This is a genomic window from Oceanobacillus sp. J11TS1 (assembly GCF_018333215.1).
Classification (GTDB): domain Bacteria; phylum Bacillota; class Bacilli; order Bacillales; family Amphibacillaceae; genus Oceanobacillus.
Window position 1 is genome coordinate 288621 of sequence record NZ_BORO01000001.1, and the last position, 12394, is coordinate 301014.

11 protein-coding genes and 1 riboswitch are annotated in these 12394 nt (G+C 36.7%); of the genes, 7 read left to right on the forward strand and 4 right to left on the reverse strand.

All coding sequences use genetic code 11. From position 1 onward, the window contains the following. Positions 1 to 56 precede the first annotated feature (56 nt). A complete protein-coding gene (htpX, locus tag KI343_RS01340; RefSeq protein ID WP_212924625.1) occupies positions 57 to 962 on the reverse strand; it encodes a protease HtpX in 906 nt (301 codons plus the stop codon). A gap of 466 nt (positions 963 to 1428) precedes the next feature. Here htpX and KI343_RS01345 point away from each other — a divergent pair, with 466 nt between their 5' ends. Beyond that, positions 1429 to 3042, forward strand: a complete 1614-nt coding sequence (locus KI343_RS01345) for a M20/M25/M40 family metallo-hydrolase (protein WP_212924626.1) — start codon at positions 1429 to 1431, stop codon at positions 3040 to 3042. Positions 3043 to 3118: 76 nt separating this feature from the next. Beyond that, on the forward strand, positions 3119 to 3334 hold the full coding sequence (tatA, locus tag KI343_RS01350) for a twin-arginine translocase TatA/TatE family subunit (protein WP_212924627.1): 216 nt from the start codon (positions 3119 to 3121) through the stop codon (positions 3332 to 3334). Between the two features lie 388 nt (positions 3335 to 3722). Here tatA and KI343_RS01355 read toward each other — a convergent pair whose 3' ends face one another. Next, on the reverse strand, positions 3723 to 3818 hold the full coding sequence (locus tag KI343_RS01355; RefSeq protein ID WP_212924628.1) for a YjcZ family sporulation protein: 96 nt from the start codon (positions 3816 to 3818) through the stop codon (positions 3723 to 3725). Between the two features lie 138 nt (positions 3819 to 3956). On the opposite strand from KI343_RS01355, the gene dacB reads away from it, so the two are divergent. Together dacB and spx are read left to right on the forward strand one after the other, a co-directional pair. After that, positions 3957 to 5339, forward strand: coding sequence for a D-alanyl-D-alanine carboxypeptidase/D-alanyl-D-alanine endopeptidase (gene dacB, locus KI343_RS01360; RefSeq protein WP_212924629.1), 1383 nt, complete (start codon positions 3957 to 3959; stop codon positions 5337 to 5339). A gap of 261 nt (positions 5340 to 5600) precedes the next feature. Next, positions 5601 to 6008, forward strand: a complete 408-nt coding sequence (spx, locus tag KI343_RS01365) for a transcriptional regulator Spx (RefSeq protein WP_212924630.1) — start codon at positions 5601 to 5603, stop codon at positions 6006 to 6008. Positions 6009 to 6160: 152 nt separating this feature from the next. Here spx and KI343_RS01370 read toward each other — a convergent pair whose 3' ends face one another. Further along, positions 6161 to 7258 carry a methionine biosynthesis PLP-dependent protein gene (locus KI343_RS01370; protein WP_212924631.1) on the reverse strand — a complete coding sequence of 366 codons (1098 nt, stop codon included), beginning with the start codon at positions 7256 to 7258 and terminating at the stop codon, positions 6161 to 6163. 75 nt (positions 7259 to 7333) lie between these two features. Next, positions 7334 to 7439, reverse strand: a riboswitch (SAM riboswitch). A 330-nt stretch (positions 7440 to 7769) separates the two neighbouring features. On the opposite strand from KI343_RS01370, the gene KI343_RS01375 reads away from it, so the two are divergent. The 3 genes from KI343_RS01375 (at position 7770) to KI343_RS01385 (ending at position 11456) form a co-directional block, all read left to right on the forward strand. Next, the gene (locus tag KI343_RS01375) at positions 7770 to 8606 is read left to right on the forward strand and encodes a hypothetical protein (RefSeq protein WP_212924632.1); all 837 of its coding nucleotides are present in this window, start codon (positions 7770 to 7772) and stop codon (positions 8604 to 8606) included. Positions 8607 to 9094: 488 nt separating this feature from the next. Beyond that, a complete protein-coding gene (locus KI343_RS01380) occupies positions 9095 to 10303 on the forward strand; it encodes an NAD(P)/FAD-dependent oxidoreductase (RefSeq protein ID WP_212924633.1) in 1209 nt (402 codons plus the stop codon). 289 nt (positions 10304 to 10592) lie between these two features. Further along, entirely contained in the window at positions 10593 to 11456 is an 864-nt protein-coding gene (locus tag KI343_RS01385) for a VanW family protein (RefSeq protein WP_212924634.1), read from the forward strand. A gap of 271 nt (positions 11457 to 11727) precedes the next feature. On the opposite strand, the gene KI343_RS01390 is transcribed toward KI343_RS01385, so the two are convergent. After that, positions 11728 to 12264, reverse strand: coding sequence for a YceI family protein (locus KI343_RS01390; RefSeq protein ID WP_212924635.1), 537 nt, complete (start codon positions 12262 to 12264; stop codon positions 11728 to 11730). Positions 12265 to 12394 lie beyond the last annotated feature (130 nt).

The following is a 12394-nucleotide window of genomic DNA, read 5'->3' on the forward strand; positions in this document are numbered from 1 at the left end:
GAAGTTTTATTCTTGCACTTTCCTGCTCCTGTAAAGGCTTGACAGATGTCAATTCATTAACGCTGTTCTAATTTAGCAATTCGTTCCTCTAGTGGAGGGTGAGATGAAAAGGCATTTAGGAAACTAGATTTATTACTAATTTTCATCGTCTGAATAGCTGCATCATTTGTATGATCATCTGCTTCTGAACGGTTAATATAGGCTTTTAAAGACCGTAAAGCATGTGCCATCTTATCTCTTCCAGCTAAATCAGCACCGCCTCGATCAGCGTGATATTCTCGATGTCTAGAATAAGCGTTGACCACAAGACTTCCTAAGATAGAAAATAAGATTTGGAAAATAATAATGCAGGCAAATTGAACAATCCACTGCAATTCAGAACGCACAAACCTGGAAACAATCGTTGCAGCAATTCGGGATAAGAATACGACAAATGTATTAATAATTCCTTGTAATAAAGTCATTGTTACCATATCGCCATTAGCTACGTGAGCTACCTCGTGGGCGATAACTCCTTCAACAGCATCATCGTCCATGCTATCCAGTAATCCTTGAGAGACAGCGACTAATGATCGCTTCTTACTCGGTCCGGTTGCGAAAGCATTTACTTCATAAGATGGGTAAATACCTACCTCGGGTGTATGTCTTAATCCTGCCGCACGGGACAATCGCTCTACTTTTTCATAAACAGCACGTTCCTGCTCACTAGTAAAGTTGTTTGGATGGATTATTTTTACCTTCATCATCATTTTAGCCATCCATCGGGATATAGCTAAAGAAATGAATGAACCGGTAAAACCTACAATAATACTAAATGCCATGAGCGAAGGATAATTAATTCCACCATCCGCACGATAGCTTGGACCAATATCAAATATACTTGTAATAATGGACCAAACAATAACAATCGTCGTCATAACTAAAATGTTTGTTAAGACAAAGAAAAGAACTCTTTTTCCCATAATAACCTCCTGATACCTATCAATTTTCTAAATCATAACATATTTTCTTTGAAAGGCTATACTGATATCTCGCTTTAAGAGGCTATTTCTTAAAGAATAGAATAACTGTAAATAATGTAAACGCGTTCATGTACTGGTATAATAGATAATAATATTAATAGAGGATGTTCAAAAAGTCACCCAATAATAAGCGGTGAATTTCTGCGTTGACGTGTCTTTTCGATGGGGTTGGGCCTGAGCCTGCAATTACCAATGTTGTCAGGTTAATAAAAATCATTAAATATTAAACTCAATACGAATAGAAGTGAAACTAGCTAGCGAAGGAAAAACACGTAGACTCCTGCGGGAAAGCGTAGTATTTTTCCGTAGCGGTTGCATTAACCTGACAACATTGCTGCGATCACTCGTCCCATCGAAAATCGTTGGCTACTTTTTGAACACAACTAATAGAAAGGCGGGGATTTTGGTGAATCAATTTCAATGGAACAGTGCTAGCCAATTACGGCAGTTATTAAATGAGCTTGTCAGCTGGAAAAGCATTAGTCTCTCAGAGGGAGAAAAGCAGTTTCCTAGGAAACTATATGCTAAGCTTCAAGATTTAGATTATTTTCATAAAAATCCTTCTCATTTAAAATTACACGAAGCGGATATGCGCCGCAAGCTTTTAACCGCTTTATATAAACATCCTGATGCCAAGCAAACGATTTGCTTATTAAGTCATTTTGATACGGTAAATACAGAAGAATATGGTTCCCTAGAACCTTTGGCAACACAGCCCGAGGAGCTTACAAAAGTGTATCTGGAGCAAAAAGATACCTTCTCCAAAGATATTTGTGCGGATATTGAGTCTGGAGAATTCTTATTTGGGCGTGGCACGATGGATATGAAAATGGGGCTGGTGATGCATATGAGTCTAATTGAACAGGCGAGCATAGAGGAATGGCCCATCAATCTACTATTACTTACAGTTCCCGACGAAGAAGTAAATTCCGCTGGAATGCGTTATGCAATACCTGCACTTATTGATTTAAAAAAGCAACATGACTTAACCTATACTTTATTTTTAAATAGTGAACCGACATTCCGGCACGATCCACGAGATAATACGCATTATATTTACAGTGGAACAATTGGCAAGGTACTGGCAGGTGCTTTGTTCTATGGGAAAGAAACGCATGCAGGCGAGCCTTTAAGTGGAATGACTTCACCATTTATATCTACTTTTTTGACACGAGAGATGGAATGGAATCCTATTTTTAGGGAAGAAGTGCTGGGTGAGGCCGCGCCATTACCAGTAACCTTGCAACAAACTGATTTACGATTGCACTATTCTACACAAACACCTTATCGTTCATCTGCGTTGTATAATATTTTTCTTTTAGAAAGAACCGCTGAAGAAGCATTTACTTTATTTGAGCAGGTTGCAAAAAAAGCGGCATCGCAATGCAATGAACGCTATAAAAAGATATGTCAAGATAATCAAGTGAGACCAATTGGGACTGTAAAAGTTATTCCTTACGAAGAATTATTGGAATATGCCACCAAAAAATTGGGGAAGGAGCTTATTGAAGATCTGATAAAAGACATCCATTTTAATGATGACTATGACGACAGGGAAAAATCTTTACGTATTACAGATAGTTTAATGATTCATTGCCAAGAACTTGCACCAGCGATTGTTATTTTATTTGCACCGCCTTATTATCCGGCTGTAAACTCGAGCGGAGATCCATTTATAGAATCCTGTGTACAGTATGTCGAAAAAGAAGCAAAAAGACAATTTCATTTAGAGATTAAACGAAGCCATTTCTTGAATGGAATATGCGATTTAAGTTATGTCAATTATCAAGGCAGTACTGACTTACAAATATATGAAAAAAATACTCCAGTCTGGGGAGATTCTTATGAATTACCTTTTTCCTTCATGCGTGAGCTAAAAGCTCCTGTTCTAAATGTTGGCCCTTTTGGCCATGATGCTCATAAAAGGACAGAAAGGCTTCATATTGCCAGTGCTTTCGAGCAGTTTCCTTATTTAATTCGAAAACTCATCCTGCATATTTCACAAAAAAGAGACAATTAGACAAACTTTTAAGGGTTAACCATTAAAAAAAGCGATGAAATGATTTATAATAGAAGCAGGATGGAGGTGTTATTCCATGAACTTTGCAAATATTGGACTGCCAGGCTTAATACTTATTGTCATACTTGCTTTAATTATTTTTGGGCCTAAAAAACTCCCTGAAATCGGAAAAGCAGCTGGGCAAACTTTACGGGAATTCAAAAATTCCGCAAATAATATAATGTCTGAAGACGACAAAAAGAATGAAGTAAAAGAAGAAAATGATCAATCTAAGAACGATACCGTAAAATAAGCAGAACAAGGCTCATCTATCTAGTTGGCAGATGAGCCTTGTTTTTATTGAGCAATTGTTATCCTGCAGTCCTTCCTTTTTATAAACGGAAAAATAAACATAAAAATTGCTTGTAAAGAGTTTTAAATAGAATCTTTACAAGCGTTTAGTATCACGATCTGTATTATAGAAGCTAATCGTACAGGAAAAGCTCACTATTTGTAATCAAGAGGAGGAAAGATTATTTAGCAGTTAAAAAATTAACTCTTTTCTTACTGGAAAGAGCGACGGTTCAATAGGTCGAGTAACCGCAACGCTCTTTGGTGGGACGAGTAATCGGAGTCCCCGGCCTCAGCGAAGCAATCCGCTTAAGATTTTGCAGATGTCAGGTCTTTAAATATGGTTTTCATTAATATCCCCAGTAAGATGCACCTACAATAATTAATAATATAAACAAGACTACTAGTAATGCAAATCCTCCACTGAACTCATGTTTTCCACTCATTATTTACACCCCCCTGTATTGTCAATATATGAAAAGATTTTTTATTTGAGAGGGTATTTGTCTAGAAAAAAAGGATTTGAACTTATCGATATCGAATTAAATATACAAATAACGTGTACATAATCTGAGGTGGAACATATGAAGAAGCTGAATAATTTTCTGGATAATAAGTGTAGACAAAATGGAAGTATTTTAGGATTAAGTATCCGCTGCAGTATAAGTGGAAAGATTATGTATGATCATTTTGCAACCACCCGTCTTCAGCCAGCTTCTAATTTGAAGATAGTAACTGCTGTAGCTGCGTTGAGTAAATTAGGTCCTGATTATACTTTTCAAACAGCTGTTTATATGGATGGAGAAATGGTAAGAGGAGGTTATCAGGGGAATATATATTTAGTTGGTAAGGGCGACCCGACTTTACAATTAAAAGATTACATGCGTTTTGTAACTTCTTTAAAAGAAAAGGGGATTAGACGGATTTCAGGTGACTTTATTTTAGATGATAGCTGGTATGATGATATTCGTTGGTCTCAGGATTTGATATGGAAGGATCAGCAATATGCATATGGCTCGGAGGTATCTGCGCTAAGCCTTGCTCCAGATACAGATTATGATACGAATTCGATTAAATTCATTGTGAAGCCAGAACAAATTGGTGCAAGTCCAACCGTGGAAATCATTCCTCACGCAGAAGGAATAACGATAACAAATAAAGCAATTACGACAGCAGAGGCAGATGAGGAAGAACTTATTATACATCGTCATCATGATAAGAATCAATTTATTATATCAGGTAAAATTGGAATAAAGGAAGGAAAGCAAGAAGTCTACATGGCAATAAAGGATATTGAAATTTATATTGCGAAAACAGTGAAGCGTATGCTTGAAAAAGTGGGAATTGTTTTAAAAGGAAAAATAAAAAGGGGGAAGACACCTGTCGATGCGGAGTGTATTTATCAACAAGCATCGCCGCCATTATCCAAGATTGTAGTTCCGTTTATGAAACAGAGCAATAATGGGATTGGTGAAATGCTCACTAAAGAATTAGGACGTATTACCTTTGGAGATGGGACATGGGAAGCGGGAATCGCCGCATTAAAAGAAGCGTTAGTTCCTTATTGTATTCGTTTAGATACGTTACAATTAAGGGATGGTTCGGGAATTTCAGCTGCGAATTTTATTCCTGCAGAAGAGCTGACACGCTTACTTTTTGAAATACAAAAGGAAAAGTGGTTCCCCGACTTTTTAAATAGCCTGCCAAAAGCTGGAGAAGAGGACAGAATGGTTGGCGGTACATTACGTCATCGGATGAAAGGGTTAGATGTTCGGGCTAAAACAGGGACGATTGAAGGCGTCAGCACGCTCTCTGGTTATTTAACAAACTTGAACGGGAATCAACTTATTTTTTCAATCTTATTTAATCATTTATTAGATGAAGATAAAGGCAAGGATTTAGAAGATGAACTGATCGCATTATTAGCGGAAATAACGAACTGGAGTACAGATGGAAGCAGTAGTTAATTATGGCAGGATTCTAGCATGGAATAGAGCTGTTTACGCAGTACTTTTAAGTTGTTAAAGCACGTTTATTTCACAGAATTAAGCTTCATTTTATGTTTTTTTCATGGGCTTACCACAGTTTTACCACATTTAAATGCTAAAGTTAAATTAAGATAGTTTAATAAATCCATCAATAGTTAGAGATTATATTCAAAAGGATTTCATTTCGACAGCTATCGTTTTGATTCTTGTAATGAATGTCAAACAATAAGGAGAATGAATATGACAGTGCATATTTACGGAGTATCTTGCTCATCTACAAGAAAAGCGAGACAGTGGTTTCGCAAACATGGAATTGCTTATAAGGAACGTAATATCTTACATCAACCGTTGACAATTGAAGAACTTAAAAATATTTTACAAATGACTGTGGAAGGAACGGACGAAATACTTTCAACCCGTTCTAAAATTTACAAAGAACTTAATCTAAATGTAGAGGAACTTTCTTTACAAACCTTGTTAAAACTAATTCACAAATATCCAAGATTACTAAAAAGCCCTATTTTAGTTGATGAAAAAAGATTTCAAGTTGGTTATCATGAGGAAGATATTCGTCAATTTTTACCAAGAAAGACGAGGCAACTTCAATGGTTACAATGGAAGGTAGATTTAGGTTTGATGAAAGGCTGAATAATTTTATTTGGTGTAAATATAATATTTGGCTCGGACGTGTATGGTTGTCCAATAGCTAATAGAATACGCATTTCTTTATAACGAATTAGACGAGACGGCTCTCTTTATAGTCGTCTCGTTTTATTCGTTATCTAGGAAAATATAAAAATTTAAGCGCCTGTTAATGCTTGTTCAATATCTTCTATTAAATCCTCTGCATCTTCAATTCCGACAGAGAAACGGAGGAGATCATCGCCGATTCCTCGATTATCTCTTTCCTCAGCTGGCATATCAGCATGCGTTTGAGTAGTAGGATAGGTGATAAAGCTCTCTACGCCGCCTAAGCTTTCTGCAAATACAATTAAGTTTAATTGAGATAAAAAAGACTTAACTTGTTTTGCATTTTCTAAGCAAAAGGAAAGCATGCCGCCTTTATTTGGATAATATACTTTGCGAATTGCTGGGTGCTCCTTTAAGTAAGTGGCAATTTGCTTAGCGTTCGATTCATGTCGTTGCATACGTAATGCAAGTGTTTTTAAACCACGTACAAGTAACCAGCTGTCTAACGCAGATAAAGTCGCTCCAGAAGCATTATGCATATTAAATAGTTTTTCGGATAAAGCAGCATCCTTTGTAACCACAATTCCTGCCAGTACATCGTTATGACCGCCGATATATTTGGTTGCACTATGAACAACAATATCTGCACCAAGGCTAAGAGGCTGCTGTAGATAAGGTGTTAAAAATGTATTATCCACAATCAACAGTAAGTCGTGTTTTTTTGCTAAATCTGAATATGTCTTAATATCTACTTCTTGCAGCAATGGATTCGTAGGCGTTTCCAAAAAGATAGCTTTTGTATTTTCGTGAATACATCGTTCTGTTTGCGTAATATCTTGGCACACATCATAGGTTACCGAAATATCATATGCTTTTTCAAAATGGTCAAAGATGCGATAGGTTCCTCCATAAATATCTTTTGTAGCAATAATATGATCACCTGAACGAAATAAAGAGGAGAGTATTAATTGAATAGCAGCCATCCCCGAACTACAGGCAAAAGCAGCATCTCCTTGCTCTAATTTTGCGAAACCTTCTTCTAAAACGGATCTTGTCGGATTTTTGGTACGTGTATAATCAAATCCTGTGGAATGGCCAATTCCCTGATGTTGGTATGCTGTAGACATGTATATAGGCGGATTGATTGCCCCTGTTCGTTCATCGGTTTTGTTACCAAGCTGTACTAATGCTGTTTCTAATTTTTTCATCCTTTTCTGCCTCCTCATAAATAAAACCCTTCTTACTCATAAGAATAAGAAGGGTATAACTACAAAATCATACACTTCTTATCTTTAAAGGAATGAAATCCTCCTGGAATTAGCACCTTGCTTTTGTGAGCTGGTTGCTGAGACATCTTAGGGCCAGTCCCTCCGTCTCTCTTGATAAGAATTTGAATTTATTCAATTATAATTATTTTTACTTTACAAGAGAGCGGAAAAAAAATCAAGTTTTATTTAAAATTTTAGATTAGTCTATGTTTAGAGGGGATCTTCATTTTAAGCCTCCGCGATGTACATGTTTCTTATAAATGGCGAAAACAATATTTTAATGAAAACCCTAATAATAGTTTGAAAAGCGTTTTGATGAAGATTACAATAAGAGTGATGATATTGAACTAATTAGTTGTATTTAAAAAAGAAGAAAAGAAGTCTAAATAGATGAAGGGCGAACCTGGAAGAAGGATAAGAGCAGAATATCTTTAAAAAAGGAAGACGATATATGCATAAAAGAAAGCTATTAATCGTTAACATTTGCATGTTGGCAGGCTGTATAATTATTGTTGGTACGGGTATTTATAAAGATAACCGTTCGGCTCAACAGTCTGTGGATTCGGAACGACGAATTATAGAAAGTAGAGAGGGGCAAACGGAAGAAAGCGTAGAACTTTTCACTACTACTTGGCAGAATAAATTATTAATGGATAATGAACAAATTTATCGGCCGGTCGATTTAGATTACCCCAACACGCTGCATGAAAAGGACGAAACGGAATTATTGGATGATGTTCGTATAACCCAAGAATCAGAAATAAAAGGTAAAACCTATTCAGATTTTGAGGAAGAAGCCCCTACGCAAATAACAAAAAATGAAAGTGACCGAACGCAAACGGAAGAGATAGAACAAAGCAACCATTCTAACCAGGGCTATACTGCCAGTAAGAGTGAAGCGCAAGCAGAGGAAAGAGAAGTCTCACTTCCTAACCAAAGTATTGTAAATGCCAGGGGAGACACGGAGACTCATGCAGATAAGGATTCTCGAAAATTAAATGATTCTAATTCAAATGACGCAATGGAAAATACAAATGAAGAAACGAAAAAAGAAGAAAAAGTAGAAACAGATCATCCCTCAGATGAGAAGGATGAAAATAAGAGCGTAGATAACGACAATAAGGAAGATACAGCGAAAGAAGAAGCTGAGAAAGAAAAAGAGGTATCAGATAAAGACAACGAAACAGAAAACGGTGAGAACAAAGGGAATGATTCCAATCCTAAGCCCGAAAAGGAGGGGGAACATATAAATAATAGCACGGAGAAAACACCTGTTATTATTGAGTAAAGGATAAAATATACGCTTGTTTCTCTAGACCAAAAAAGATAATAGCGATTTTTTTAAAGAAATAATAATGAATATTAGCCTATTCTTGCAAAGTTTGATATTATATTAATTGCAGTGACTATTTATAGTGCGTGTTCAAAAATGTCGAGGAGAAGGAACAGTCGGCTAAGGTTTCAGGTTCCGATTTTGGTGCTGTGAGGACTCGCCTCGCCGAAAAAAGCTGCAGGACAGAAATGGAAGGCAGCGCTGCTTCCGGTAAAAGGTATGCTTTTAATTACATAAGCAGCGGTACGCCGGATTAGCTAGTCGACGAGCATCTTGCCCGCTGTGATGATTCCTGCGCCTGTTACATGGCGTCGTCGTTATTGGTAGAAGTTTCTATACCTAATCTGTCATTTTATTCGGCTATTTGAACATCCTCTAATATAAGAATAGTTTAAGAACACATTAGATTTTATATTTATGGAAGATAGAAAGGAAGATGAATGATGAGTAAACCAAAAATAGTTGTACTTGGTGCAGGCTATGCTGGATTAGTAGCAACAAGACGTTTAACTCAACAGCTCTCTGCTGAAGAAGCTGAAATTGTTTTAATTAACAAACATAATTACCATTATGAAAGTACATGGCTACATGAAGTAGCTGCGGGTACTATTAACCCGAACCAAGCGCGTTTTATGCTAACTGATGTCGTAAATCCAAAACGTGTTCGTTTAATTTATGATACAGTTACGGAAGTGAAGCGTGAGGACAAGCGTGTGGTTCTAGAAAACAGTGAAGTAGCTTATGACTATCTTGTATTTGCATTAGGATTTGTTTCAAATACATTTGGCATCCCTGGCATGGAAGAACATGCTTATGCAATTACTGATATTGATTCAAGTCGTTTAATTGCTGAACATATTGAATATCAATTTGCTCAATATTCTTCAAGCGAAGAAAAACGTGATGAGCAACTTGCTATCGTGGTCGGCGGCGGTGGTTTCACTGGCATTGAGTTTGTTGGTGAACTTGCAGATAAAGTACCAGAGCTATGTAAAAAATATGACATTGACCGCAGTAAAGCACGAATCATTAACGTAGAAGCAGCTCCATCTATTTTACCTATGTTTGATAAAGATCTTGTTGCTTATGGTAAACAATCCTTAGAAAACCGCGGCGTGGAATTCCGTATTGGTACACCAATTAAAGAATGTACAGAAGAAGGATTCGTTGTTGGTGATGATAATGAATTAATTAAAGCTGGTACGGTAGTATGGACTGGTGGAGTAACTGGTAACCCAGTATTAGCTGAATCAGGTTTTGAATTATTTAAAGGTAAAGTAAACGTTGGGCCAGATCTACGTCCGGAAGGGGAAGAAGATATCTTTATCCTTGGAGACTGCTCTTGGACATTAGACCCTAAAACTGGTAAACCTTATCCTCCAACTGGTCAGTTAGCTGTTCAAGAAGGTGCGAAAGTTGCTGAGAACATCGTTGCGTTAATCCGTAATGAAGTTATTACTGATTTTGTTTATTCCGATAAAGGTACAGTTGCATCCCTTGGTTTATCTGATGGTATCGGGAATGTACTTGACGGGAAAAAACTAAGCGGTAAATCTGCAGCAGCAATGAAAAAAGTTGTTGATGACCGCTCTCTATTCTTAGTTGGCGGTACGAAGACATTACTTAAAAAAGGTAAATTCCGTCCTTTCTAATAACAGAGTGACAGTATATTATTGGATTTGATAAACTACTCCACAGGAGGTAAGAAATATGAAGAAAGTATTTTGTTATGTTTTGCTTGCTCTGACAGCACTAGTTGGCTATCGAGTTGCAAATGATTATTTAGAAGATAATAGGGACTTTAGATAATAAAAAAATTACCAGGAGTTTTCTCCTGGTAATTTTTTTGGTTTTTAAGAAATGAAGCGGAAGCTGTAGAGAAGCCTTTTAGTGAATAAGAATTGCTCCTTTAACCATAATACAATTAAGGAGTGTGCAATAATGCGAAGGTTTATTCTTTTATTCACTTTTTTATTTGTTTTTATTCCTAATCCTTCTTATGCGAAAGTTATGGAATTATATGATGACCAAGAGTCTTGGTTAATCGATTTAAAACCTTATATTTTTGAAATGGATACAGCTCTGCTGAATTGGAATGAAATCCAACGTTTGACAAAGCATATGCAGAATATTGTTTTAGAAAAGCCTATGAATGCATACATTGATCACGAAGGCAAAATCGTAAAAGAAAAACATGGTTCTATGCTCGATGTCATCCAGTTTCATTCACTTATCAACGAGGTCTATTATGGAGAAGAGGACAAACGGTTCCGTATACCAAAACAAACGATTCCGGCACGTGTAGATGAAGCGTTGCTAAAAGAAATAACGGAAAAACAGCTGAATCGTTTTACAACGTATTTTAGGAAAGAAAATGTAGAAAGGACCCATAACATTGAGTTAGCTGCAGAAGCGATTAATAATACGGTTATCTTTCCTGGAGAACGTTTCTCTTTTAACGAAGTAGTTGGGGAGAGAACGAAAGAAAGAGGTTATCTTCCGGCCCCGGTCATTGTAAAAGGAGAATTTAGTGAAGATATTGGCGGCGGAATTTGCCAAGTATCTTCCACATTATTTAATGCTGTAGATCTCCAAGGGATTGAAATTATAGAACGTTACGCGCATAGCAGAGAAGTACCTTATGTTCCAAAGGGAAGGGATGCAACCGTAAGTTGGTGGGGACCAGATTTTTCATTTCGGAATAAATATAATCATCCACTCCTCATCCAAGCTACTTCAAAATACGGAGAAATGACGGTTACGATTTATTCTAGTAAAGATGCAGCTCTTTTTAAAGAAACATAAAAGACCCACATTGATAAGCTTATAATTAAAATATAAAAACCTGATTTTGCTTCTGCGAGCAAGATCAGGTTTTTTACATAGATGTCTATATTAAATTGAGATGTTCAAAAGTCCTCAAATATCAAGCTTCAAATTTCTATATCGCATGAAGCGTTTGCCCTGTTCATAAAAGCACATCACTGTGACCCTGTGGTTTGGATCAGAAATGGGGCCGGGATTGGGATTACTCGACCCACCCAAAACTGTTAGCTGCTTTGAACACGCATTTACATTATTCTGCTTTGTGCAATTCTAATTCAAACTGAATTTTTACATCTTCACCAACAAGGACGCCGCCAGTTTCCAGAGAAGCATTCCAAGTTAAACCGAATTCTTTACGATTGATGCTTGTAGAACCGCTAAATCCTGCAACAAGGTCTCCACTCATTGGATCTTTACTTTCGCCTTCGAAGGTTACGTCTAAAGTAGCTGGTTTGGTAGTTCCTTTCAATGTTAAATCGCCATTCACCTTGTAGTTATTGCCGCCAGATTTTTTGATATCTGTTGCGATAAATGTAATATTTGGGTGGCTTTCTGCATCAAAGAAATCCTCAGAACGAAGATGATTATCGCGGTCACTATTACGTGTATTGATACTAGCTACATCTATTGTTACTTCAATTTCCGCATCCGTTAAATCTTCCACATCTGCTTTAATCCTCGCATCAAAGTTATCGAATGTACCCTTTGCTCTTGAAATCATCATATGCTTTACAGAAAATCCCACTTCACTATGCGCTTTGTCTACTGTCCAATTTAATTTTGCCATTATTACTCCTCCTAAATATTAGTTACTTACTTTATGTTACCTAGTGTAAAATGATAAATAGAAAAAGTCAAGTATCTTTAATTAAAAATTTCTTAAATGCATATATGATACCCCATATTTATATGGAAAT